Genomic DNA, 24,505 nt, shown 5'->3' with positions numbered 1-24,505 from the left:
CCGTATGCAAAACTTACAGCCATCTCATTCTGGCTCTGGAATATTTACTGTGGCTGGTGGACAGCTCATCTGTTTTTTTCAAAATCTCTGCGATCATGTCCGGCAGGAATCCTGTATATTTTACTTCCATCAGTACCTGCTCTGTACTTCCCAGCGCATCTGTTCCCACATTCTCAAACAGACCATATGGATATAAAGCCCCTCTGATATCCGTATCAAAAGTGATCCTTACATCACCTGCAGGATAAGCAAATGCCAGCCTCTGATAATCTATGATCGTCTTTGGGCGATAACAGCCCTGTGTGATCCGCAAATACAGTCTCATAGCCAGCTCTGTTTCATATTCCAGAAGAAATGACGCATCTCCCTGTTCCATCCGAAGTGCCTGTTCACGGCTGATGGGTATAGAATATTTCACTCCGTCAAATCCGTTTTTACATTTAAACTCCAGCTTTGCAGATAAATCATTCAGTGAATAAATTCTTAAACGGATCTTCCTTTTTTCATACATTCCATCCAGATTATCCCATAAATCCTGATCGTCTATGGAATCATAGTACTGAGATCTAATAAAGTATCTGCCATTTTCTCCATGAATGTCTCTTTCCATAATGCTATCCAGCTTCTGTTGAAGAATCATGGCTTCTCCGCGGCTGATCAGATATTTGATTTCTTTACGAAAAACCGTTTCCAAATCTTACGCCCCCTCTCTGATTTTCGTTCAAACAGAACTATCTGGAACAGGAGTCCACATACTACCAGGAAAACCACGTATCTGACTCCCGTTTCATAAAGAAGACACATTCCCACTGCAACAGAAGAAAGGATTGCTCCCTCCAGAGGAAAAAAAGCCGCTGCAACTGCAGCTCCTGCAGCGAAAATAACTGCAACCCACCAGAATGGATAACACATCCATACAACTGCCGCAGCAGTCATAACAGACAGGATCATGGCATCTGCTGTTTTCCACTTAAATGCCATATATCCCATCAGACATCCAAGTATCGTAAATGCTGTTACAATCGTCCCCCATCCGGTTTTTCCATTCATAACAGTACATAGGGCAATCGTCACTCCCCAGAACATTATGAAGGAAACAATCAGACGGTATACCTTAGCTCCTGCAAAAACAAGCAGAATCCCAATGATCAGAAATAGCATTCTTTCTGTATTTCCGCTTATGTGAAGCTTGTCAGCACTTCCTGTTTTTTTCATAAACAGGTCCGTTCCCTTAAGGATCAGTTCCGACATCAGACATTCCTCCTTCCTTTAAAAGTGGATTCAATGCTCTCATATAAGATATATTTCCTGTTTCAGTAACATCCTGTGCCCATACAATATATTCTATATTATATTTTTCCAGTATTTCATCCAGATTCTGTATCAGATCTGCATCCTCATAAATATTAGACACATAAACCTTTTCAAAAATCTCTGAAAGATAAGAGATCATCATCTTTCCTCTTGCATCTGCAATAAGAAGAAGATTTCCTTTTCTCTGTCCTTTTCCTCTTCCTTCCACTATACTATGCTCATAATCTGAACCAATAACTGCATGACTTCCACTACTATTAAACTGTATCATTTGTCTTTTTAGTGTCTTTAGCTGCCCTTCTTTGTTTTCAAGGGTTAATTCTTCGCGATTGAGACTTGAACCATTGATATAAATATAGAATGGTTCCTGTTCCATGTTTCCTATATCTCTCTTTATTTCATCTGTCGTATACTTTTTTAACGCCTCCAAAAGAAGATTTCCCTCAAAAGTCCCAAAAACATATTCCCGGTAAGCATCCAGGTTTTCCTTATCATATCCAAGTTCTCCAAAAATCACCTGCGCCCCGTAAAATGCCCCACGCATTGTCCAGCTATTTTCAGTTCTGAAATAAAGATATTCAGACTGATGTTTTTCCAGTTCAGACAACGGATTTAAAACTACAGAAGGATCTGTAAAAGAGGCTTCCAGTTTCTCTGTAAAATTGTTGTATTTTTCCTTTTCATTTTCATATCCGCTTTCAAATACTGCTCTTTCCGGTATCGGCATAATATAAGCATCTTTTCCACTCTTTTCCTGCAATGCTTTCAAAATATCTGCCGCATATGAAATATGATCCTCCGAAATCTGATTTATATTAAAGATACGGTCTGTATAGATCACCTGATCCTGCGTTTCCAGGATTCTGGTTTTTGAAAGAGACTGATCATTTTTTAAGCCATAATTATTATACAAATCTCTTGTTTCCGGAACATATACGCTTTGCTGCTTAACATTCTGCAATTTTTCCATTCCATTCTGGAGGATAAAAACTCCTACAGACATTACGGTCAAAATGAGTAAAACAAGAAACAGTTCTGCGGTTTTATTCTTTTTCAACTGAATTCACCTCCCTGAACCTGATCCTGGCGTTTGGGCAATTTTTCTCTAATTCTGCAATACCCGGCTGGTTTTTTATTTTCTCTGATACCGAAATCTGTTCAAGAGAGCTACAATCTCTGAATGCACTGACTCCCACATATTCCACACTGTCCGGCAGATATATCTCTTTCAGATTCCTACACCCGCGAAAAGCATGATCACCTATTTTCTTTAACAGTGAGGTGTCTGAAAATATCAGTTTATTAACAGACACGCATTCCGCAAATGCAGCTCCTCCAATCACAGTCAGGGAATCCGGAAGACTTACAAATTCCAATGCATAACAGTTTTCGAAAGCTGATATCCCTACAGATTTCAGCGAAAGCTTTTCTATGCTTTCCTGTACTTTCAGCACATGACAGTCAGCAAATGCATAGTCCTCAATAACAGAAACGCTCTCCGGCAGATACACCTTCTCAAGACTTCTGCATTCAAAAAACTGACTCTTCGGAATGACTGATGCACCTTCAGGAATACTCGCTTCTTTTACATATATATCTCCTCGAAATCCCTGAAAATCAACATTTTCATATTCCAACAGATCCCGAAAAGTAATCTTTTCTTCATGAACAGGTTCTCCTGGAAAACAATACTCTCTCAATACCTCTCTGTCCGATTTCAGAATTTTCCCACCACCCTCTGAAACCACATATCCATAAATATTATTACCTCCATAAAAAGTTATTGTTCCGCGGGCAACAACTGAAATAATCTTATCCGGCTGACCTGCACTGGCACCTTCTTCAAATATAATGTTGCCCTGTGTAAAAATGTTTCCAAGCACTGTTGCATTTTTTTCCAGAAGTATATCATTCTCTGCGAAAATATTTCCAAGCACCGATGCATTTTCCATGATCCTCACAGCTCCATCACTGTGGATATCTCCCTGCAGGATAATGTCCTCTATCACCTTTATATCCCCACGGGAAATAATCGTATAAGGAACTGTCCCACTTTCTGTAACCATATCATCATCTATGTAATGCCTGTTATATTCATACCTGTTCATTACCGGCATACGAAATATCCTGGGATCACGTTCTTCCATAAAACGGTCCGGTTCCTCCGGACGTTGTCCCAGACGGATCACAGGTGCATACAGACTATGAAAAATATTATCAAAGCCTATCACAAGCTGTTCTCCGCTTGATACTCTTTCTCCCAGATCACATTCATCATAAACTGCAACTGCATGTTCTGCGTCCGCCCATCTGAGAAGCCGGATCTTATTTCCGAAAAGCAGTCTTTTTTTACTATATACAGCCCGGAGTCGTATGTTCTCTTTCACAAACAACGCATCCTTTTCACTGTAGATTTCTTTTTGGAAATGTAAATCCTCTTGCTGTGGACAGAAGATGGTATTTCTGGCAATGACCAGATTCTCAATCTCAGGCTGCACAAACTCCTGTTTTCCATCTGTTTCCAACACCTTTTCCTGTCTTGAAAGCATGATCATACCATTCTTCATTTCCGGAAGGGCTTTTTCCACCAGAGATGAAAAGCTTCTACCAAAATATCTGGCATTTTTCACATAATCCTGCCTTATTTTCAGAATCTGCCCTTTTCTCATCCTGAAATGCAATACTGCAACCAACAGAGGCATAGAGAACATACAGACAAAAATCAAAATCCATACTTTCATTTTTCAGCCTCCTTTTCCGTTTTCTGCACAGTAAAACGCACTGTTTTATCCCATTTCACACCTCTTCCGGTAACAGTATCTACCACTGCATCCCAGAATCCCAGAGAGATATTCCACATATAGAAGAAAAAGTTAAACATCATAAGAGGCAGAAGCAATGCCTCTCCTGGAAGTCCGTCTATGATAAGCGAGGTACCTATCTCAAAAAATGGTGCAAAATTTCCAAGGGAATTATAAATTCCCAAAAACAATATAACCCACCAGCCACTGAATATCTGCATTTCACCCAGGAAAAATAATCCAAGGGAAACTACCCATCCCACCAGCAGAAATACCGGTACCGCATAGATAAAAAGCAGAAACAAGCCATCTACTTTCTGAAACAGTCCCATATAGGGAGTTGTGATCGTAGGGATCAGATAGCGGAACAATACTTCATTATGACCTCTTGACCAGCGTCTGATCTGTCTGCCTCTCACATTCCAGCTTTCCGGAGACTCTTCATAACATTCCGCCGAGTTAGCGTATACAACCTTCCAGCCATTGGTAAAAAGCCGATATGTAAGTTCCGTATCTTCTGCCAGAACCTTTGGATTAAAACCACCGGTTTCTAACAGAAAATCTTTGCGAAATCCCCCTACTGTCCCGCCATACTGAGGAATTGTTTTCAGATTATATCGTGCCTGCTGATCTACTTGATATCCTCCGGACCGTTCCAAATTAATAAGTCTGGTCAGCATATTTGTGTTGGTATTGTACGGTATCACCCGCCCCATGACTGCACCTACCTGCGGATCCTCAAATCCCAGTGCAATCTGTTTCAGCATGTTTCTGGCAGGTCTGTAATCCGCATCAAATACAATGATGATCTCTCCTTTTGCCAGCTTCATTGCATCATTCAGACCCACCGGTTTCCCTCTGTCCGGACAGTCTCTGTGAAGGGGACGTATAAACTCATACTTTCTGTGATATTCATCCAGCATTTCCCTTGTGCGGTCTGTAGAATTATCATTAATCGGAATAATTTCAAGTCTGTCCCTGTCATACTCACATTGCAGCAGAGAATCCAGAACGTTGGAAAGCACCTGCTCCTCATTATGCATAGGGATCAGTACGGAAATACTTTTCATCCTGTCTGTAAGAATATCATTGTAATAGAGACGCTGCCTGCCCAGAAGTCTTACAATTGTAAAATAAAAATGTCTGGCTGTGTACAGAAGCATCAGAATAATAACAAAAATAATATAACCTTTCATAATAGCTACGACCATTTCCATACCTCCTTTCCCTTCCTTGAATCGTAAACACCGATCATGCGGTTGACAAACACTGCATAAATCATAACCAGATACAAAAAGTCAAACATAGGACCTATCATAAAATAGAAAAACGCCATATAGATCACAGAAAATCTGTACAACAGCCAGATAAAGATCGCATAGCGAACGGTCCCAAATACAATGGAATACAACATTATCGCAAGAAGTGTCAAAAGCTTATAGATCACTCCCCTGTCTCCTATTATTCCGGTGACCATAACTGTCATAACAAAAAACATCACCCATATGCCAATTTCCTGAAGCATATATAATTTTGAATAAACGGTTAAAGTATACGGAAAATATTTTTCCCCAAACACAAACCATAGACTGTTTATCAGATGAATCGCACTGCACAGAATCAGATATATAGCAAGAGGGCGACCCTTCCATGGAAGGCACGCCAGCAGAATGATTACTCCAAGAGAAATTCCTGCATTTATAAGGCTTATCTGTATTCCCGGATATACGGTTTCTGCACTGAGATAGCTGATTTTTCCAAACAGAGGATACGTTTCTGAACGGATTCCAACATACATATGCGGTTCATATTTCTTTAAAACACCGGCACATATCTTACAGATCATCCTGGTCAGATCATCGATCTGAGTCCACATAAGCAGAAAACCAAGCAGGATCAGTATGACAATATACAGAATACATTTCTTTTTATCTGCCCCAATTCTTCGATAGGTTCTGGTATAATCAATTACTTTCTTTTCTTTCATAGCCCCCTCCTTTTTTACATTCAAACCAGATGGAAAGACCTTCTTTTATTTTCTGCTCTTCCACAGGTTTCATAAAAAAATATTCTATCCGCAACCTGAACGCATGAAGCGAAAAATCAAGGTCACTGCACCAGATAATTCCACATTTCGGATACAGAGAACGAAGGTGTTCTGCTGCATTCAGGCCGGACACACCCGGTAATGCGAGAAACACCACTGTCGGTACTGTTTTCAATGTCTGTGCAAAAAATTGTTCCTGATTCTGATAAATTTCAATCAGTGGAAAGACATGCTTCTCTGTGCAGTAATTCCTGATATATTCCGCACTTTTTTGTCCTTCCTGTTCCTGGTTAGTCAATATGGCAATACAATACACGGCAACACTCCCCTTCCTTTCTATTTAAGGTACTTTCATTTGTTATTCTCATTATAAGAAAGGCAGAAATCATTTCAACAATCCTGGCACGAAATGACAGAAAATGGCACGAATTGCAACTCCGTGGTATTGTTTTGTGATATACTGTTACCAGAGCGTTTTTGAAATAACTACTCCTCTTGCCTGTCTGCGGCTATAGATTACACAGATGAAAAAGTCTCAGCAAGCGGAATTTTATAAATATATATAAGGAAGATCTACTATGAAAATTGCAATTGTTGATGATATTTCAGACGAACGGACACTGCTGCGAAACAGACTGGAATCTCAGTTTTCCAGACGCAATGTCCATACAGATATATTTGAATATGAAAATGGAGAAACTTTCCTCACTTCAGCGAAAGAATGCCCTTTCACTGTAGTGTTTCTGGATATTTATATGAATGGAGCCAATGGAATTGATATCGCAAAAGAACTTCGCAGATCAGACACAGACTGTCTGCTGATCTTCACAACAACTTCCACTGACCATGCTTTAGAGGGGTTTCAGGTCCGGGCTCTGCACTATCTTGTAAAGCCCTACAGTGAAAATGATATTTCCGCACTGGCAGATGAAATCCTTTCCCGCATCCCGGATTCCGGAAAATACATAGATGTTAAGGTAAACGGCAGTAATATTCAGATTCCCTTCCAGAAAATAATCTACGCAGAACATTTTTCTCACATGATCCACATCCACACTGCAGATGAAAGGGAACTGGTCACCCGCCAGTCCTTTGATTCCTTCATAACCTCCCTGAAAATGGACGCACGTTTCTATCAGTGTAACCGGGGTGTTGTGATCAATCTGGAGCATGCCGTTGATTTTGACGGATCAGGTTTTTGCCTTGATAACGGAAGCAATGTCCCGGTCAGCCGGAAACTGCTCAAAAACGCCAGACAGACATTTATGGAATTTCTGTTCCAAAGGAGGTCTTAAAATGACTGACATACTTCGCCCTGTACTTGAATTTTCCGTCATCATTCCCGGCATACTGCTGGCATATCTGCCTGTAAAAAGCTATCTGAGACAGACACCGCTTAAGCTGACAGCGTGGCTTCTTCCTCTTCTTCTGGGAATCTGTATTTTCGGAGGAGCAGTTTGCTGTGCCCTCCACTTTCCCACCAGATGGATCCTGTTTCCTCTGCTGCCTGTTATTATGCTTATTTATCATAAAACGTTAAAAATCTCTGTCTGGAAATCCGTCAGTATTTTTCTGGCAGTCTTTGCAGTTTTTGCATGTGTCAACAGTCTTTCCCGGGCAGTCAATGCACTTATAACTGCTGACCTGCATATTACAGAAAATGAGCTGTGGTTTCGTACCGGTGCCGGAATTTTCTATAACGTCATCTGCCTGCTGTTTGTTCTGGCAGCTTGGTATCCTGCCCGTCACTGTATTCAGACAATGATCGCAGACGAAAACTTTGCCCAAACCTGGTATGTATTCTGGATCCTTCCGGTAATCTTCATCGGAGTGAATCTTTTTATGATTCCTAAATACCGCAGCACTTTATATACCGGGCGGGTCCTGCAGTGTTATATTGTTTTAAGTCTTGTACTGCTCATAATCCTGCTCCTGTTTTATGTCATGTTTCTCATGATGGCGGTCAGCCTGAACAGAAATGCCCGACTTCAGCAGGAGAACCATTTTCTTTCCCTTCAGCAGGAAAGATACGAGAATCTCTGTATGGCCATTGAAGAAGCAAAACAGGCGCGTCACGACATCCGCCATCATTTTGTCCAACTGTCCTCTCTGGCAGAGCAGGGTGACATGGAAAAGATTAAAAAATATCTATCTGCTACAACCGAAAAAATTTCTGACTATAACCTCCATTTCTGTGAAAATCAGGCTGTTGACAGTGTTTTCGGATATTATTCCACCCTTGCCAAAAAAGAAAATATTCCTTTTCATGCACTGGTTTCCCTGCCCACTGATCTTTCCATAGATGAGATTAATCTATGTCTTGTATTTTCCAATCTGCTGGAAAATGCCATCCAGGCAAGTGTGAAAACAGAGCCCGCCCGCAGAAAGATTAATGTGGAGGTTTATCCCCACCATAATCACCTGCTTCTGATTCATGTGGAGAATACCTTCGATGGTAAAATACAGCAAGAAAACAATGTTTTCCAATCCTCCAAACGCTCCGGAAACGGCATAGGAATCGAATCCGTCCGCCACATTACCGACAAAAACGGTGGTGTCTGTGACTTTACCTATGAAGATGGTATTTTTTCTGCCAAAATAATGCTCCGGATATAATCAGTTAATGATTATACCCGGGCAAATGCCTGCCAACCAATACCGCCGCAACCGGCATCACCACCACACAGGCAATCGCACCAAATATCATAGATACACAGTTCTGAAATAATATTTTCGAATTTAATAATGTTTCCAGTGTATAATCCTGCATCTTCAGATAAGAAAATAATAATAACGATTCTCCCACATATGCAAACAACAATGTATTCACTGTTGTCCCGATTACTTCTCTTCCAATCTGCATTCCGCTTTCTACAAGTTCTGTCAGTTTCATCTCCGGTTTGTGAATACTGACCTCGTAAACGGAAGTTGTAACCGTAAGTGCCATATCTAACACAGCTCCCAACGTACTGAGTATGATCACGGCTGTCGCAACATTTCTCATATTAATGTCCAGATTCATATTATAATATAATACATCATCTTCCGCAGCCTGGATTTCATTCAATCCTCCTGCCTCGCTTCTCCACACCACCATATAGATAAAGAAAAACAGGACCGTCATTGTAATCAATACTGCTGCAAATGCACTCTTCGTCTTTTCATTGGTACCATTTTGATAAAATAATGTTACACATGAAATGATGATTCCCATTCCGATCGTAACCAGAAGTACCGGTGCTCCCGCTGCCATCAGCCAGATAGCCAGGCTAAGCAGCAACATATTTCCAACCAGTGCTATCAATGATATCACACCTCTGTCCCCGCCAATAATCATGATCAAAAATAACAGAATCAATCCCAGTATCATCAACATGTCTTCTTCACCTTCCTTATCGTTAATTTCATCATCACAGATGTGATCAGTATAGATACTGGTATTGCCAGTACAATTCCAATACTCTCTATGAAGAATCTGCATAATTCACACGGAATATGTAATTTTATAATCGTCATAAACCGGACGCTGTTATTCATCCTGATCACGCACATCGGAATCAAGCCACAGCCAAACACGAACAATAATACATTGATCATCGTTCCCATAATATCATATCCTATCTCTCTTCCGGACCGGAATAACTCCCGAAATGTAACTTCTGGCCGCTTCGTAACAATTTCACTCAATGCGACAGCAATTGCCACTGCAACATCCATGATTGCTCCAAGTCCTGATAGCAAAATCTCTGCATGAAAAATCTCATCCGGATTATCAATGCTCCCTAAATATTCCATAGTAGAATAATCCAATTCAGCACTATGACTGATCACCACATCAAATATTCCCATGATCATTGCCAATACACATATAGTTGACAATAATGCCGCCCATGTTTTCCTGTGAATTCCATTTAATCCGATCAATGTAGCAATTGCAAAAAAGATTACCATTTTATTACAGATTGCTACAACATCCGCATCATCACCGCTTTTTAGGAATCCTGCTGTAAATATCACAATATTGATTCCCACTGTCACAATTGTAAGCAAGCCTTTCTTTCCCGCAATCATCATCAATACCAATATTAAAAGACCAAGCAAAATAATAAGTTCCGTATCTCTTTTTACACACTGTATACTAGATCCCACATTATTTTCAGAACCATTCAGCAATACCTTATCCCCTTTGTGATATTTCTGCTTTAACATTCCTGTATAGGTATATTCATTAGAAAAATCAACGATTTTCCCTTTATTCGTTCCATTTAATATCACCCCCCGGATCTTTTGCTTATATTTGATTTCTTGTGTTCCACGGGTACTTTTGCTTTCTCCTGCCACGCTTGTCTCTACTTTTGTCAGCTTTGCAATTGGTGTCTGATACAGCCATGCGTCATTCATGACAAATATGACTGCAATCAAATATATCAGACCAAATACTCCATATAGCTTTGCTCTTTTACTTTTCTTTACATATTCTGTTATCTTCTTTGCAATCTGTTTCATTTTTATCTTCTTTTCTTTTTTTATTTTACCTGCAGCTCCGAATCCACAAGGTGACAGTACAATGTATCGTCTCCCGGTTTCTTCGCTTCATACTATTCCACCTGGAATATAGAAAAAGTTATTTTCCCACTCGCCCTCTGGTCTATCCTACATGGCGTTCAAATCTCTGGAAGCCTGCCACTGGCAGCTTTTATTCCGTATTTTTCCAGATTTACCCGGCCGTTTATCACTTCAACTCCATCCGCCCGAAGAAGTTCTGCCTGCACATCCTCTCCACCAAACGCAAATGCCCCGGCCAGTTCTCCTTTCGCATTGACCACACGGAAGCATGGAATATGTTCTGGATCCGGATTCTTATGCAGTGCATTGCCCACGGCTCTTGCCATTCTGGGGTCTCCCGCCATCTCTGCGATCTTCCCATAAGTTGCCACATGCCCTTTTGGAATACGCTTCACTGCTTCGTAAATTCTCTTTGTCGGACTGTCCGTAACCAGATCATAGCTTTCTGCGATCATTCTTTTAATCTCTTTTTCCGGAACAGTCCCATCCAGAATGATCGTATTCCAGTGTTCTTTATTCAGATGATACCCGGCCGTCACTGACTCATACGTCGAGCGCCAGAAGTCTCTCCACTCCGGATTCACTTTGACATTCAGATTGATATAGCCTTCCCGTTCATAGATCCACAGAAATGTTTTTTTACTTCCTTTGATCCGCACCAGCTGCCAGTTTGGATCACGGAATGGCTTTTCTTCATATACATTGTCAAAAGACATTCCGTATGCTAATGCTTCTTCTCTTGTCATCATATGATTCCCATCCTTCCTGATTTATACTTTCTTTCATTATCGATAAGTACAACTAATCAATATATGATATTCTCTTTTTTCAGAAGTTCCTCACATATTCCAATATATTTTTCTGTATAAATACTGCCCTTTTCCCAGATAAAATCAAAAGCATGCTGCATTTTAAAATCTGAAAGTCTGATTTCTTTCAATGTTCCATTCTTAAGTTCATCCGCTACTGCAATCTTATACATAAATGAAATTCCACAATCTCTTTTTAAAAGCCCGATAATTGTATGCATATTTTCCACTTCTGTATAATGGAGAAAATCTTTTATCCCCATTCCTCTTGCAAGAAGTAACTCCTCTAAAATATTTCTTGTCCCGGATCCCGGTTCACGTACAAGCAGGCGCTCCTTCACCAGTTCCTGCATTGTTTCTGGAAATTTTTCTTTGAATGTGTGATCTCTGGCACAAACTGCTATATACTCTTCCGTACTGTAATTTTTATGTTCATAATTTTCCTTCGGATAATTGCCCTCTACAAGCGCAAGATTAATCCTTCCTTCATCAAGCAAAGTCAACAGCTGCGTTGTATTTCCATAATGTATATGCAGGTTTATCTCCGGATGGCTGATCAGGAAATCTGCTATTTTATCTACAATTGCATATTCTCCAATCGTCATCGTAACTCCTATGGAAAGTGATTCCATCTTATGGGATTCATTTCTTATCTCATTCATAATTGCCAGCTGATCATTTTTCATTGTCATCAGCCGTTTTCTAAGTATCTCTCCTGCCTGAGTCAGATACAACTGTTTATTACAATAAGAAAACAATTTGACATCGTATTCCTTTTCAAAGAAACGAATATGTTGCGAAACTGCCGGTTGCGTAATATGTAACCTTCTTGCTGCCTCTGTGAAATTCATTGTATCACATACCGCAAGGAATGTATCTGTTCTAAAATCCAGCATAATCTTTTTCCTTTCATTGTCAATTTGATTTTTTAATAATTTTTTATTATCATACGATAATATTATATAATTATTTATTATTGTTATCCAGTGTTATAATCTCTAGTGGAAACCCGTATGAACCAATAAAAGAATGAGAAAGAGGAAAAAACATGAATTTTTTTAACAAAAACCTAAACGGTATACTGGTTTGTTTTGTGATTGCGATTCCATCATGGCTTCTTGGAAAGGCTTTCCCGGTTATCGGCGGACCTGTCATCGCGATCCTGGCCGGAATGCTGATTACACTAGTATGGACCAATAAAGGAAAAGCCGAACCAGGTATCAAATGGACTTCTAAGATTATTTTACAGACAGCTGTTGTACTGCTCGGATTTGGAATGAATCTTGGTGTTATTCTACAGACCGGAAAGCAGTCCCTTCCGATCATCGTATGTACGATAAGTACTTCTCTGATCATTGCGTGGGTTCTCCGCAAGATCATGAATGTCCCATCGAATACTTCGATTCTCGTAGGGGTCGGCTCATCCATCTGCGGAGGATCTGCGATCGCTGCCACTGCACCGGTCATCGATGCAGATGATACTGAAGTTGCACAGGCAATCTCTGTAATCTTCTTCTTTAATGTTATCGCTGCCGTACTTTTCCCTGTACTTGGAAGTGCACTTGGCTTTGACACTACAAGTGGAAGCTCCTTCGGATTATTTGCCGGAACCGCTATTAATGATACTTCTTCGGTCACCGCTGCTGCCTCTACCTGGGACAGTATGTGGAATCTCGGAAGTGAAACACTGAATACAGCCGTGACCGTAAAGCTTACACGTACACTGGCAATTATTCCGATCACACTGGTATTATCCCTGATCCGTGCAAAATCTGCTGCAAAATCTGGAAATGCTGACTCAGCATCAAACAAATTCAGCTTAAAGAGAGCATTTCCTATGTTCATCTTATACTTCATCATTGCAGCTGTGATCACAACTGTATGTATGACTATGGGTGTCAGTGCAGATGTATTTGCTCCGTTAAAAGAATTGTCGAAATTCTTTATCATTATGGCTATGGCTGCGATCGGACTTAACAGCAATGTTGTAAAATTGATTAAATCCGGCGGAAAACCACTTATGCTCGGTGGATGCTGTTGGATCGGAATTACCATCGTGAGTCTGGGAATGCAGCATATCATGGGAATCTGGTAATTATTTCATCCAGACAGACGCTCTGGTGATCTCTTTGAGACTCGTTACCCCGCACATTTTCATCGTGTCTTCCAGCTCTGTTCCAATCTTATCTATATAAGATTTTACGCCTTCTTCCGCACCTCCATAAACGGCAGTCACAAATGGTCTTGCAATGATGACTGCATCTGCTCCGAGTGCCAGGGCCTTGAATACGTCTACACCACTCCGGATTCCGCCATCTACAAATATCTTCATGGAATCCCCTACTGCCCTGGCGATCTCTTCCAGCACCTCTGCTGTCGCCGGGCACTGATCCAGCACACGTCCTCCATGATTCGATACTACAATTGCAGATGCCCCGGCCTCTTTTGCCTTCAGGGCTCCTCTGACTGTCATAACACCTTTTACAATAAATGGTATTCCTGCAATCTTTGCGATCTCTCCAAGTTCCTCTACTGTCTTACTTCCTGCCGGCGGCTCCATGTTCTTAAGAAATGGAAGTCCTGCTGCATCGACATCCATTGCCACTGCAAATGCCTTTGATTCCTGAACCATCTTCATCTTTTCTGCAACGGTATCTATGTTCCATGGTTTCACAGTCGGGATTCCGATTCCGTCTGTTTTCCCGATTGCTTTTGTCGCAGCAACCATCACATTACTGTCGAGACCATCTCCTGTAAATGCGGCAATCCCGTATTTTGCACATGCTGACACAAGAATATCATTATATCTCACATCATCCAGGCAGTCGCCGTAATGTAATCCCACTGCACCAACCGGTCCTGCAAAAAATGGATATAAAAACTTCTTTCCAAAGAGCTCCAGGGATGTATCCACCGGTTTGTTTTCTACAATTGTGTCCATCTGAACACGGATTTCTTTCCATTTATCATAATTACGGATAGCTGTATCTCCAATTCCCTTTGCCCCAGGTCCAGGCATCTGATTCTTGCAGGCGCGTCCATTACACTCCGGACAGGCCTTACAATAATTTCCAATACGTGTTCTTGCATTTTCTATACATTCTGAATAATTCATATTTTTCCTCTTTTCTTTCGCTTTCTAACATCTTCCACAGTTTCTGCAAGGATTACATCTTAATTTTTTCAGTTTTAAATTCCAGTCTTGAATTTCCGGTAACTTTTCCCCGGTTATCCACTTTTTCATCCCATAATGATCTGAAACCGTAACTTTATCCCCATTCCACTCAATTTCCAGTGGATATAGTGTAATATTTTCAGGATTCATACAGTTCTGATGAAGTCTTGGTGAATACACTTCTTCTCCCCAGAATACGGCCTGATCTATTGTCAGAATCCTTATATGCGTCTCACTGATACGTGAAATCTCCGGTTCCGCTGCACAATGATATCTTTCAGGTATTTCATTCTTGAAAACAGAAATGATTCCTAACGGCGTCCTGATCTTTTCATTCTTTTTCATCTTAATATCCGATTTCCTCCAGAATCCTCTCAACAAGTCTCGCATTTTTCAGCGAAAATTCTTCCGTAACCGCCGGAATCTCATTTTCATCGATGCATCTGCCGAATTGTTCTACCTCCAGGCGATAATTCTGTGGAACTTCTACCGTCTTTACTTCTTCCTGCCCCTCAGCCGTACGAATCGTATAGCTTAATTCTCCATCACCATTGAATGCAAATTTGGTTCCGGTAATACTTCCCTTCGTTCCATCTATCTCCAGACAGTCCAGTCTCCTGTCCTGATTCGTTGCAAGCGTCATACCACAGGTAAATGCTGCTTTCTTTCCATCTGCGAATTCCATGACTACAGAAGTCAGCTTATCGATCTTTTCTTCCGAAAAGATTGCGGAAGCCTCGACTTTTTCTGGTTCTTCATTCAGAAGTCCTAACGTCAGGCTTGTGTTGTATACTCCAAGATCGTATGTACACCCTCCAAGAGTCTCCCGTCTCATCCGGATATTTTCCTTATTATAATCCGATGTGATAAATGCGGAATCTATATAACAAACTTCTCCTATCGTTCCATCTTCTATCTCTTTCTTAATTGCAGTGATATATGGACTGTGCTGATACGCAAAAGCTTCCATAAGATATACATGATTCTCTTTTGCTGTTTCAAATAATTCTTTTACCTGCTTTTCACACGGTGCAAGCGGCTTTTCACACAGTACATGTTTGCCGCTTTTCATAGCTTTCACGGCCCACTCATAATGTAAAGTATTTGGCAACGCAATATATACCGCTTCCACTTCCGGATCATCCAACAATTCTTTATAACTTCCATAGGCTTTTTCAAATCCGAATTTTTCTTTAAATTGTTCAGCTTTGTCTATGCTTCTTCCGGCAATTGCATATAATTCGCAGTTGTATGCCTGTATCATTCCCGGAATGGTACAACTTCTGGCAATTCCGGCAGTTCCTATAACGCCCCACTTGATTTTTTTCATTGTTTTACGCCTCGCTTTATGTATGATGATTTTATTTTAGCACTTTTGGAAACATTATCCCACTAAAAAAATGTACCTTTTATCCTTATTACTCGGGCACTGAAATTTACTTTTTCAGATCAGCCGTTTTCATATTTTTGGGATACTTTGTGCTGTACATAAGGCCCCCGAGGATGTCAAGTCATTGCTACAAACTTTTTGACCTTTTTCCCCTCGATTTTTCCCATAAAACCGTTGTTTTGGAACAGAGGACGTTATATTGTTGTCACAAAATCAGCAGGGAGAATGTAACGTCATTGCTACAAGTTCAGTAGTAGTGGACGTTACATTATTGCTACAAATCAAGTCAGTGATTCCCATTCCACCTCCACTCTCCCATCATCATACACATATATTCCCTGCACATATTCTTCCAGCATCTCTCGTGTCAGCTTCTCATAACCTAAATACTTCAACATCTGCTCCACCGGAACATTCTTTTTCATCAGGATTTCTTTCTCGTCATTTATCAGAGCAGTCAGTTCCTGTACACGTTTCTGCAGTCGTTCTCTTTCTTCTTCCAACTGCATCTTGGCTTCCATGAACTGTTTCTGATTCATCTGTCCTTCATGATATTTCTCATAGTTCTGGCGATTCTGAATCTTTATCTGCTCCTGACGCTTTTCACAATCTGAACGTTCCGTCTTATAGGCTTCTATGCTGTCCTCATGCTGTTTCCTCATGGATTGCTGCATCTGTTCCTGACCGATATTCTGACGTAAATATGCCTTTATTTCTGCCAGTACAATATACTCCAGCATTTTGTTATCAGCTTTCCCCGCAAAACATCCTGTATCTTCTTTTCCTTTACTGTAAGCACAGCTATAAAGGATATGACCATGAACCGGACTGCTTGAAGTCAGACTTCTGCGACAATTTCCACACTTCACATAGCCACCTAACAGTGTTGTTTCCCTGTCAAATTTACTTTTCTTTGTGTATCTGATCTGCAGGGACTGTGCTTTTTCAAAAACTTCTTTTGATACGATCGGCTCATGGTGATTTTCCATCACTTTCCACTGATTTCTCGGCACTGGTACTTCTTTCCCTGTTCCGGGATCTGGAATCTTTGTCTTTCCATAGACCATACAGCCTATATAAGTCTTATCATCCACAATCTTCCGTATCATATCACTCGTCCACTGCAATCCTCTTGATGCAGCTTTCTTGCTGTCTGATTTCTGTCGTCTGCTCATAGACTGCAAGGGAGTCAATACACCCTCTTCATTGAATAACTTACAAATCTCTATCTTGGAATACCGCTGATTGGTCAGTTCAAATACTCTGCGGATTACTTCCGCTTCGTCCTCTACAATCACCAGTTCTTTCTTATTTTCAGGATTGATTCGATACCCATACGGTGCAGAACCACAGCAATACTCACCTTTTCCTCGTCTGGTACTGACTGCCGCTTTTACCTTTACGGACTGGTCTTTCACATAAAAGTCTGCTATCAGTCCTTTAAACTGTACTTCAATATCCGAACTCTTTCCCTTATAATCTTTAGAATCATATCGGTCTGAGATAGAAATGAATCGTACTCCCAGGAATGGAAAAATCTGTTCCAGATAAGTTCCCATCTCAATATAGTTTCTGGCAAAACGGGAAAAATCTTTTACCACAATACACTGAACTTTATTCTCTCTGGCAAGTTCCAGAACCTGCTTAATTGCCGGGCGCTCCATACTGGAACCAGAATATCCGTCATCGTAAAACTCCTGAAATGGCATAGCAGCAAGCTCCGGAATATTGGAAATATAATCTTTTACCAGTTTTCTCTGATTGATAATGCTGTTACTTTCTCCCTCTGAATCATCTTCCATGGAAAGACGGTAATATCCAATAATCAGTTTCTGATCACTCATGTTCTACCGCCCCCTTAAACCCGAAGTTGATTTCCAGTCTGCCATCACCATACAGATACATACTTTCAATCAAGCCCTCTGCAAGTTCCGCATTGATTCTGGTTGTCCCATCCAGTTCCAACAGACTTCGTAAAAATCTGGCTTCTTCTTTCTGCTGTTTTTCCAGTTTTCGTATGGTCTGCTCCAGAGACTTCTTTCTCTCTTCACAAAACTCTTTCCAGTTATTACGGTCATCTTTCATTTCTATATAAGCTTCTTTGGAAAGTTCACCCTCTTTATATTTCATAAATGCCTGTGCCAGTTTTTCTGAACGTCTTTCCATATCTGCATCCAGTTTTCTGATCTCAGTTTGAATCTCATTGATTTTGGAAAGAAATACCGCACTGCTTATAGCAGACATATCCTTTTTCCGCAATCCAGATAACTGAAACTGTCTGGTCAGCTCCGAACGGACAATTTTCTGCAGCTTCTCCTCGGAAATAGATTTATGACTACATTTTCTTTCATCCCGATACCAGGCAGCATTGCAAAAGTAATACACATTGCCTTTGCATCTACGTGTACACATTTTCCGCTTACAATCACCACAATAGAATACATTGTAAAATGCTCTTTCATCATCCTCCCATCCTTCTGTAGTTTTTGTTGCTTTCTGTTGTGCTGCTTTTAACCTGATCTGTGCTTTGTCAAACAGTTCTCTGCTGATAATCGGCTCATGAGCATTTGGCGTAATAATCCACTGACTTTCGTCCAATATGTCACACCATTTTTCACCTCTTTGAAATCTGGATTCGTATTTTCTCTGAACCAGATCACCATAATAATTATTTCGATTTAAAACCGCACGTATCGAAGAATTTCCCCACTGATGAAGATTCTCTCCATCCTGACAGTACACATGATGATATTGGTTATAGTCCGAAATCCGATGTACCCCATCTTCAAACAGCCTGTCAATAATACTCTGTATACCATCTCCAGAAGCATATTCTTCAAAAATCCTACGAACAATCTTTGCAGATTCCGGTTCCACAATCAGCTTATAAATCCCATTTACCTTTTCCACACAATATCCGTATGGAGCTGTAGATCCCACATACTCACCGTTCTTCTGTGCAATACGTTTTGCTGCCCGTTCCTTTGCAGAAATATCTTTTGCGTAAGCATCATTCACCAGATTCTTGATATTCATGGATAACTCCTGATTCTTAGCACCCAGTGCATAGGAGTCATAGTTGTCACATACAGAAACAAACCGCACTTTCATAAAAGGGAGAATCTTTTCCAAATAATTTCCGGTTTCGATATAATTTCTTCCAAATCGTGAGAAATCCTTTACCAGAATACCATTTATTTTACCTGCCCTGACATCATTCATCATCCGTTCAAATCCCGGTCTGTCAAAATTTGTTCCGGTTTTTCCCAAATCAGAATAAATATCATATACAGCAATCTCATACTCTCTGTCTGGATTTTCATTGTGCTTCTGAATGAATTCTTTTATCAGCGTAACCTGTGTTTCAATAGATTCTGACTTTTTTTCATCACTATCTACGGATAATCTGGCATAAATTGCAGCCATACATACCGGAATACCAGAAACTTTCTTCTCTGTGTTTTTCTTATATCTTTTTGCTGTTCTTGCCATTTATCCCACCTCTTTCCTGTACTCTGTCCTGTGTTCCGCATAAAACCGTCTTATGACTTTCATCTTCTCAATCATATCCTGATAGCGGATGTGAATTTTAATTTGCTTGTTCTCATAAATATAGATTTTATCTACAGTCAGTGCCAGCAATGTGCGATCCAGTTCTTTGATTTCCAGTGATTTCTTCCAGTCCTCCAACTGAACAGTTGCAGACACTCCACCCTCAAACATTTGCTTTACCAGTTTTTTCTGGTTTTCAATCATCTGCTCCAGTTCTTCACATTTTCTTCCGTAACTTTCCCGAAAATCATCGAACTCCTCTTTGCTGATCAATCCCTCTTTCAAGTCATCACCCAAAGATGCTTTCAGGCTGTAATAACGGTTATATTCTTCCTGCAACTTACTAATCTGCGTATCATAACCGATTACCTGATCGTAACTGACTTTCATTTCACAAAGTTCTTCCATAATCATCTGATAGTCTACGAAAAGTGCCGTATATGCCTGAATCTCTTTCAATACAATCCTTTTCAGCACCTCTTCCGGAATACTGTGTCTGGTGCAATCTCCACCTTTATTTTTTGTCTGGCAAATATAAAAGGCTTTTTTCTTTCCCTTATACTGATTTACCCTGCGTATCATCGGTGTATGACAATCTCCGCAAAATACAAAACCTGAAAAAAAGTTTGCACTGTCCGATGTTTTCGATGCCCTGCCATCATACTGAAGTAGCTTCTGCACCACATCAAAATCATTCTGCCTGATTATTGCCGGATGCGTATTTTCTACTTTCACCCATTCTGATTCTGGCTTATCCAGACGTTGCTTTACCTTATAGCTGATTCGTTCCTGCTTACCCTGTACCATGTTTCCAATGTAGACCTCGTTGGTCAGAATCCTTTTTATCTGCACTGCTGACCATTTCGGTGTGTCTGAACTATGGAATCCGGAATTGTAATTTTCACCATTTGCCTTTTTATATTCTTTTGGTGACTGCACATGACGTACATTCAATTTTTCTGCGATTGCTCCAAGACTGAACCCATCAATTTTCCATGAAAATATTTTTCTTACAATATCCGCTGCATAAGAATCAATCACCAGACAATTCTTATTCTCCGGATCTTTGCAGTAACCATACGGGGCAAATGCTCCAATAAATTCACCTTTTTCACGTTTGATTTTCTGGTGGCTTCGCACTTTACCGGAAATGTCCCGGCAATAGCTTTCATTTACAAAATTTTTGATTGGAACAACAAATGACTTTTCTGAAAAATCTGCTGTTTTACTGTCAAACTGGTCTGTAACTGAAATAAAACGCACATTTAAAGCCGGGTAGGTCTTTTCGATCCATCGCCCGGCTTCTATATACTCTCTTCCGAATCTGGATAAGTCTTTTACAATCACGCAGTTTACTTTTCCAGCTTCTATATCAGTTGTCATTCGTTTAAACTCAGGTCGGTCAAAATTTCCTCCTGAGTATCCGTCATCCACATATATATCAAAAATCTGAATATCCGGCTGGCTTTTTACAAAGCTCCGAAGTAACTCTCTCTGATTTGCAATGCTGTTGCTCTCTGACTTCGCATCGCCCTCTTCCATATCATCTTTCGATAATCGAAGATACAATGCAGCATCGTATATATCTGGCATATTCATTTGCATCTGTTCCATTTTACATCGCTCCCAACTTACTTATTCCATTGAATAGAAGTCAGAAACCATGTATCACGTTCATTTTCCCTGACCTCACATTAACATAACATCTGTAGCTTCGCAAGATGTTTTTTTCAAGACTTGCATCTAATACATCAACTCCGTTCTTTTTCTAAGATAATCGCTAATGGCATCTGTGGCATCCATTTCTCCTGTCATCTCCACAACCACTACATATCCTTCATTCATGTGGGCATACGGCTGATCGCCGGATTTATCCAGAAAAGTTTCCACTTTCTCAGAAATAGCTTTATCCATATCAGGAATTAAATCTTCAATGTCCTTTAACTGCTCCAGATCAACACTGGAGTCTATTACTGACTGATTCACCATGATGCTCACCTCTTTTCCAACATATTCTTTGTATCAGTTGTCCTATACCTGCAATTTTCTCAATTGCATCACCTTACCTTTTCGTATTTTGTTCTCACAGTTTATCTATTGTTATAGCATTGCATATTCCGTTCGGCGTGTTGGCTTCCATTCGTATAATCTGCTGTCAGCGTTACTGCCAACCTCTATCAGAATATTTCTGAATGCTGGTAGCTTCTTCGCAAACTTACCAGCCGTTTCCGGAGTATCTTTGACGCTCGCCCGTAAAATCCTTTACAGGGTTATGGCATCTGTGGAATCAGATTATACAGCTCATGTAATTTTCAAGGTACAAAAGAGAGTTTTTTGAATATCCTTTCACTTATTACAGCCTAGAAACACCAAAATGTTGTTCTCTTCAAAAAAATCCTCTCACTAATAAAGCCTGACAGAAGGATTTTACAACCTCATTTTGCAATAATTTGCAAATAGTATTTATCCTCATCTGTACATTCGCTTTCATGCGAACCTTTATCGTACTGTCATTTTAATTCGCATTCATGCGAATGTCAAGTGTTTTATTCGCTTCAATGCGAATCTTTCTGTTTACATTCACTGTTTTTGGTAGTAAAATGGATTTATCAAAAAGAAAGTGGGAAATCTGATATGACAATCGGTGATAAAATAAAAAAAATCCGGACATTCCGGAATATGACACAGGCAGAACTTGGTGCTGCCCTCGGCTGGGGCGATAAAGGTGCAAACCGCCTTGCCCAATATGAAACGAATTACCGGGTTCCCCGCAAAGATCTGGTAACTGAAATGGCTAAAATTCTGGATGTGAATCCACTGGCACTGCATGAGCCTACTACTATGGATGCTTCTGAACTTATGGAAATCCTGTTCTGGATTGACGAATTTAATCCGGCAGCTATCAATCTCTTTCAGTTAGAAACTTATCCCGGAGAGAAATGCAATTCCAGCGAAGATACCTCTGTCCGTTACCATGATTCAGATAACTGGCCTGCTCATCCACCTGTTGGTATGTGGTTCAATTATGGAGTTCTCAATGATTTTATGAAAGAATGGGTTCTCAGAAAGAAAGAATTAAAATCTGGCGAAATTACCAGAAATGAATATTTTGAATGGAAAATCAACTGGCCGCAGACCTGTGATGGGTGTGAGAAATTTGAGCCGAAAAGGCAGTGGCGATCTGTTAATGCTGAACTTAGTGAAACTTAGCAAAACTTAAATTTATTATGTTTTTTCTCGTTAGTCAAAGAGAAGGCACTGTAAAACCAATAATTCAGTGGTTTTCAGTGCCCTTTTTCATATTGCTCTATTGAATTTTCCTCATCCCGCCTATATAAGTGAAACTTAGCGAAACTTAAATTATGCCCAATATGGAATATACTTTTTATATCTTGGTGCAGTATCCGGATCCATTACTTTAATATAGCCTCCGTCAACAGCACTGGTAAGAAGTCGAGATGCTTTCGCTTTCTCTTTTTCTCCCAATCCAAATATTTTTCGAATATCTGAGTTAGAAATCCCCTCAAAATTGACATATGCCAGACATGCCTGCATATAACAAGTACGCATCCGATCTTCTTTCGTGGTTAATTCAAACGGTACTTTCGCAAACAATATTGCTTTTGTAAATTGATTGTTTTGATTTTCAATCCTCGGTGCAAGTAATTCATTTTTACCGGTTGCTTCAACAATCTTATCATATCCACTGCCACGTTCCTCACAAATACCACATTTATGCATAAATCCGGCAATATTTTCATTTCTGGACACCGGCACCGAATCTACAATTCTTTCAATTGCTACCAGTGGTGCGCCAGCATTTGAAAATTCAATTCGATTTTTAAATACTTCTACCATCGGATTTGTACCTCTTTGCTGCAGATCCTGATGTATCATAGCATTTGCCAACAACTCACGGATAGCAATTTCCGGAAAACTGACAACAGATTTCCTTGTTGCCTCTACAATAACCTCTTCCTGCGGAATAATTGTCATAATATACTGCACGATTTCTTCATGCGAAAATGCATAGCCCGCACAGAACTCTTTTTCTCTGATAGCATCCAGTCTGGAATTCTCCTTATACCATATCACCCTCACAGTTCTTCTATGCAAAGATTCAAATTTCTTCAAATCCTTTGCGATCATCAATGCTCCCATATTCGTGATATCCCATGTACCGGCATCATTTCTCTTTATGAACTTTTCATGCTGTAAATCTTCCAATACTTTATCCCTATTTCTCGGAATTGGCATTTCCAGTTTATCATAATACTTTGAGTAATCCAATAATAACACCATTTCATCTTCATCTAAATTTCCCATCGCAATTCGGAGTTCATATGGTGTAGAATCGAATGTTCTCCATAATTCTCTTTCTTTGTCAGGATACTCTTTTAAATTCTTTTTGTTCGTTCCAATTCTTATAAATTCCCCACCGGCGAACTGTACCGGCTGTTTTTCCGCACAAGGAATCTCCATCAGCACAACCATTCCTTCATCCATCGGAACCTCAAAAAATCGGAAATTAATTCTTGGTGAAAGCATTCTGGAAAGCCATGCTTCCAATTCCTCATTCCCTTTTTTCATTTTACGATACTGAAATTCAGTTCCTACAATTTTATGCGTTGCATCATCTACCCCCCAAACCAAATATGCTTTTGGTCGTTCGCACAACGCAGCTGAATTACTGAGAGCAGAAATATATTCGCCAATCATCTGTGGCTGCTTGTTATTACATTTAAATTCTACCCATTCAGTCTCATCTGGAAGCTTTGCAAGCTCTCGGACAAGACTTTGCAGATATTCTACTGATCGTATTGCCATAAAATCACCCTCTAACTTTGCAAT

At 40.2% G+C, this 24,505-nt stretch carries 24 protein-coding genes; 4 read left to right on the top strand and 20 right to left on the bottom strand.

Annotation, left to right across the window (positions count from 1 at the left end; translation table 11 throughout):
• Positions 1-13: 13 nt before the first annotated feature.
• The 7 genes from OCV72_RS05420 to OCV72_RS05390 are packed head-to-tail and all read right to left on the bottom strand — an operon-like array spanning position 14 to position 6,478.
• The gene (locus OCV72_RS05420; protein WP_055282446.1) at positions 14-694 is read right to left on the bottom strand and encodes a polyphosphate polymerase domain-containing protein; all 681 of its coding nucleotides are present in this window, start codon (positions 692-694) and stop codon (positions 14-16) included.
• Positions 658-1,251, bottom strand: coding sequence for a hypothetical protein (locus OCV72_RS05415; protein ID WP_055282444.1), 594 nt, complete (start codon positions 1,249-1,251; stop codon positions 658-660). Before OCV72_RS05415 ends, OCV72_RS05420 begins: the two co-directional genes overlap by 37 nt.
• The gene (locus tag OCV72_RS05410) at positions 1,232-2,371 is read right to left on the bottom strand and encodes a DHHW family protein (protein WP_055282442.1); all 1,140 of its coding nucleotides are present in this window, start codon (positions 2,369-2,371) and stop codon (positions 1,232-1,234) included. Before OCV72_RS05410 ends, OCV72_RS05415 begins: the two co-directional genes overlap by 20 nt.
• A complete protein-coding gene (locus tag OCV72_RS05405; protein WP_055282441.1) occupies positions 2,358-4,055 on the bottom strand; it encodes a leucine-rich repeat protein in 1,698 nt (565 codons plus the stop codon). The genes OCV72_RS05410 and OCV72_RS05405 overlap by 14 nt, the downstream gene beginning before the upstream one ends.
• On the bottom strand, positions 4,052-5,326 hold the full coding sequence (locus OCV72_RS05400; RefSeq protein ID WP_155515208.1) for a glycosyltransferase family 2 protein: 1,275 nt from the start codon (positions 5,324-5,326) through the stop codon (positions 4,052-4,054). The genes OCV72_RS05405 and OCV72_RS05400 overlap by 4 nt, the downstream gene beginning before the upstream one ends.
• Positions 5,317-6,102 carry a hypothetical protein gene (locus tag OCV72_RS05395; protein ID WP_055282437.1) on the bottom strand — a complete coding sequence of 262 codons (786 nt, stop codon included), beginning with the start codon at positions 6,100-6,102 and terminating at the stop codon, positions 5,317-5,319. Before OCV72_RS05395 ends, OCV72_RS05400 begins: the two co-directional genes overlap by 10 nt.
• Complete coding sequence (locus OCV72_RS05390; RefSeq protein ID WP_081021009.1) at positions 6,080-6,478, bottom strand: response regulator; 399 nt, start codon at positions 6,476-6,478, stop codon at positions 6,080-6,082. Before OCV72_RS05390 ends, OCV72_RS05395 begins: the two co-directional genes overlap by 23 nt.
• A 262-nt stretch (positions 6,479-6,740) precedes the next feature.
• Here OCV72_RS05390 and OCV72_RS05385 point away from each other — a divergent pair, with 262 nt between their 5' ends.
• Positions 6,741-7,457 carry a LytR/AlgR family response regulator transcription factor gene (locus OCV72_RS05385; RefSeq protein WP_055282433.1) on the top strand — a complete coding sequence of 239 codons (717 nt, stop codon included), beginning with the start codon at positions 6,741-6,743 and terminating at the stop codon, positions 7,455-7,457.
• A gap of 241 nt (positions 7,458-7,698) precedes the next feature.
• On the opposite strand, the gene OCV72_RS05380 is transcribed toward OCV72_RS05385, so the two are convergent.
• Positions 7,699-7,950 (bottom strand): hypothetical protein, encoded by a 252-nt coding sequence (locus OCV72_RS05380; RefSeq protein WP_242859219.1) that lies wholly within the window; start codon positions 7,948-7,950, stop codon positions 7,699-7,701.
• Between the two features lie 54 nt (positions 7,951-8,004).
• On the opposite strand from OCV72_RS05380, the gene OCV72_RS05375 reads away from it, so the two are divergent.
• Complete coding sequence (locus OCV72_RS05375; protein WP_242859218.1) at positions 8,005-8,778, top strand: ATP-binding protein; 774 nt, start codon at positions 8,005-8,007, stop codon at positions 8,776-8,778.
• A gap of 4 nt (positions 8,779-8,782) precedes the next feature.
• Here the strand turns inward: OCV72_RS05375 and OCV72_RS05370 are convergent, their stop codons facing one another.
• The 4 genes from OCV72_RS05370 to OCV72_RS05355 all read right to left on the bottom strand — a co-directional run bounded on the left by OCV72_RS05370 (position 8,783) and on the right by OCV72_RS05355 (position 12,433).
• The gene (locus tag OCV72_RS05370; RefSeq protein WP_055282429.1) at positions 8,783-9,538 is read right to left on the bottom strand and encodes a YibE/F family protein; all 756 of its coding nucleotides are present in this window, start codon (positions 9,536-9,538) and stop codon (positions 8,783-8,785) included.
• Positions 9,532-10,668, bottom strand: a complete 1,137-nt coding sequence (locus OCV72_RS05365; protein ID WP_081021008.1) for a YibE/F family protein — start codon at positions 10,666-10,668, stop codon at positions 9,532-9,534. Before OCV72_RS05365 ends, OCV72_RS05370 begins: the two co-directional genes overlap by 7 nt.
• A gap of 158 nt (positions 10,669-10,826) precedes the next feature.
• Entirely contained in the window at positions 10,827-11,477 is a 651-nt protein-coding gene (locus tag OCV72_RS05360; protein ID WP_055282427.1) for a methylated-DNA--[protein]-cysteine S-methyltransferase, read from the bottom strand.
• Positions 11,478-11,533: 56 nt separating this feature from the next.
• Positions 11,534-12,433 (bottom strand): LysR family transcriptional regulator, encoded by a 900-nt coding sequence (locus OCV72_RS05355; protein WP_055282425.1) that lies wholly within the window; start codon positions 12,431-12,433, stop codon positions 11,534-11,536.
• 152 nt (positions 12,434-12,585) lie between these two features.
• Between OCV72_RS05355 and OCV72_RS05350 the strand changes: the two genes are divergently transcribed.
• Complete coding sequence (locus OCV72_RS05350) at positions 12,586-13,632, top strand: YeiH family protein (protein WP_055282423.1); 1,047 nt, start codon at positions 12,586-12,588, stop codon at positions 13,630-13,632.
• Here the strand turns inward: OCV72_RS05350 and OCV72_RS05345 are convergent, their stop codons facing one another.
• The 7 genes from OCV72_RS05345 to OCV72_RS05315 all read right to left on the bottom strand — a co-directional run bounded on the left by OCV72_RS05345 (position 13,633) and on the right by OCV72_RS05315 (position 21,643).
• Positions 13,633-14,652, bottom strand: a complete 1,020-nt coding sequence (locus OCV72_RS05345; protein WP_055282421.1) for an alpha-hydroxy-acid oxidizing protein — start codon at positions 14,650-14,652, stop codon at positions 13,633-13,635.
• 24 nt (positions 14,653-14,676) lie between these two features.
• Complete coding sequence (locus OCV72_RS05340) at positions 14,677-15,057, bottom strand: hypothetical protein (RefSeq protein ID WP_055282418.1); 381 nt, start codon at positions 15,055-15,057, stop codon at positions 14,677-14,679.
• A gap of 1 nt (position 15,058) precedes the next feature.
• Entirely contained in the window at positions 15,059-16,042 is a 984-nt protein-coding gene (locus OCV72_RS05335; RefSeq protein ID WP_055282416.1) for a Gfo/Idh/MocA family protein, read from the bottom strand.
• 341 nt (positions 16,043-16,383) lie between these two features.
• Positions 16,384-17,946, bottom strand: coding sequence for a recombinase family protein (locus tag OCV72_RS05330; RefSeq protein ID WP_055282414.1), 1,563 nt, complete (start codon positions 17,944-17,946; stop codon positions 16,384-16,386).
• Positions 17,939-19,594, bottom strand: a complete 1,656-nt coding sequence (locus OCV72_RS05325; RefSeq protein ID WP_055282411.1) for a recombinase family protein — start codon at positions 19,592-19,594, stop codon at positions 17,939-17,941. The genes OCV72_RS05330 and OCV72_RS05325 overlap by 8 nt, the downstream gene beginning before the upstream one ends.
• Complete coding sequence (locus OCV72_RS05320) at positions 19,595-21,268, bottom strand: recombinase family protein (protein WP_055282408.1); 1,674 nt, start codon at positions 21,266-21,268, stop codon at positions 19,595-19,597.
• A gap of 129 nt (positions 21,269-21,397) precedes the next feature.
• Positions 21,398-21,643 (bottom strand): DUF6870 family protein, encoded by a 246-nt coding sequence (locus OCV72_RS05315; protein WP_008369874.1) that lies wholly within the window; start codon positions 21,641-21,643, stop codon positions 21,398-21,400.
• Between the two features lie 645 nt (positions 21,644-22,288).
• Between OCV72_RS05315 and OCV72_RS05310 the strand changes: the two genes are divergently transcribed.
• Positions 22,289-22,864 carry a helix-turn-helix domain-containing protein gene (locus OCV72_RS05310; RefSeq protein WP_055282406.1) on the top strand — a complete coding sequence of 192 codons (576 nt, stop codon included), beginning with the start codon at positions 22,289-22,291 and terminating at the stop codon, positions 22,862-22,864.
• A gap of 150 nt (positions 22,865-23,014) precedes the next feature.
• Here OCV72_RS05310 and OCV72_RS05305 read toward each other — a convergent pair whose 3' ends face one another.
• Positions 23,015-24,481, bottom strand: a complete 1,467-nt coding sequence (locus OCV72_RS05305) for an RNA-binding domain-containing protein (protein ID WP_055282405.1) — start codon at positions 24,479-24,481, stop codon at positions 23,015-23,017.
• Positions 24,482-24,505 lie beyond the last annotated feature (24 nt).

The sequence above is a fragment of the Dorea amylophila genome, assembly GCF_025567265.1.
GTDB classification, from domain to species: domain Bacteria; phylum Bacillota; class Clostridia; order Lachnospirales; family Lachnospiraceae; genus Dorea_A; species Dorea_A amylophila.
Note: the sequence above shows the minus strand (reverse complement) of the source record. Positions and strands in the feature narration are given on the sequence as shown.

Excerpts from the sequence above, each read along its gene's own strand:
- OCV72_RS05415 (WP_055282444.1), bottom strand. The coding sequence starts at position 1,251 with ATGTCGGAACTGATCCTTAAGGGAACGGACCTGTTTATGAAAAAAACA.
- OCV72_RS05405 (WP_055282441.1), bottom strand. The coding sequence starts at position 4,055 with ATGAAAGTATGGATTTTGATTTTTGTCTGTATGTTCTCTATGCCTCTG.
- OCV72_RS05400 (WP_155515208.1), bottom strand. The coding sequence starts at position 5,326 with ATGGTCGTAGCTATTATGAAAGGTTATATTATTTTTGTTATTATTCTG.
- OCV72_RS05395 (WP_055282437.1), bottom strand. The coding sequence starts at position 6,102 with ATGAAAGAAAAGAAAGTAATTGATTATACCAGAACCTATCGAAGAATT.
- OCV72_RS05385 (WP_055282433.1), top strand. The coding sequence starts at position 6,741 with ATGAAAATTGCAATTGTTGATGATATTTCAGACGAACGGACACTGCTG.
- OCV72_RS05375 (WP_242859218.1), top strand. The coding sequence starts at position 8,005 with ATGATTCCTAAATACCGCAGCACTTTATATACCGGGCGGGTCCTGCAG.
- OCV72_RS05370 (WP_055282429.1), bottom strand. The coding sequence starts at position 9,538 with ATGTTGATGATACTGGGATTGATTCTGTTATTTTTGATCATGATTATT.
- OCV72_RS05365 (WP_081021008.1), bottom strand. The coding sequence starts at position 10,668 with ATGAAACAGATTGCAAAGAAGATAACAGAATATGTAAAGAAAAGTAAA.
- OCV72_RS05360 (WP_055282427.1), bottom strand. The coding sequence starts at position 11,477 with ATGATGACAAGAGAAGAAGCATTAGCATACGGAATGTCTTTTGACAAT.
- OCV72_RS05355 (WP_055282425.1), bottom strand. The coding sequence starts at position 12,433 with ATGCTGGATTTTAGAACAGATACATTCCTTGCGGTATGTGATACAATG.
- OCV72_RS05350 (WP_055282423.1), top strand. The coding sequence starts at position 12,586 with ATGAATTTTTTTAACAAAAACCTAAACGGTATACTGGTTTGTTTTGTG.
- OCV72_RS05345 (WP_055282421.1), bottom strand. The coding sequence starts at position 14,652 with ATGAATTATTCAGAATGTATAGAAAATGCAAGAACACGTATTGGAAAT.
- OCV72_RS05340 (WP_055282418.1), bottom strand. The coding sequence starts at position 15,057 with ATGAAAAAGAATGAAAAGATCAGGACGCCGTTAGGAATCATTTCTGTT.
- OCV72_RS05335 (WP_055282416.1), bottom strand. The coding sequence starts at position 16,042 with ATGAAAAAAATCAAGTGGGGCGTTATAGGAACTGCCGGAATTGCCAGA.
- OCV72_RS05330 (WP_055282414.1), bottom strand. The coding sequence starts at position 17,946 with ATGAGTGATCAGAAACTGATTATTGGATATTACCGTCTTTCCATGGAA.
- OCV72_RS05325 (WP_055282411.1), bottom strand. The coding sequence starts at position 19,594 with ATGGCAAGAACAGCAAAAAGATATAAGAAAAACACAGAGAAGAAAGTT.
- OCV72_RS05320 (WP_055282408.1), bottom strand. The coding sequence starts at position 21,268 with ATGGAACAGATGCAAATGAATATGCCAGATATATACGATGCTGCATTG.
- OCV72_RS05315 (WP_008369874.1), bottom strand. The coding sequence starts at position 21,643 with ATGGTGAATCAGTCAGTAATAGACTCCAGTGTTGATCTGGAGCAGTTA.
- OCV72_RS05310 (WP_055282406.1), top strand. The coding sequence starts at position 22,289 with ATGACAATCGGTGATAAAATAAAAAAAATCCGGACATTCCGGAATATG.
- OCV72_RS05305 (WP_055282405.1), bottom strand. The coding sequence starts at position 24,481 with ATGGCAATACGATCAGTAGAATATCTGCAAAGTCTTGTCCGAGAGCTT.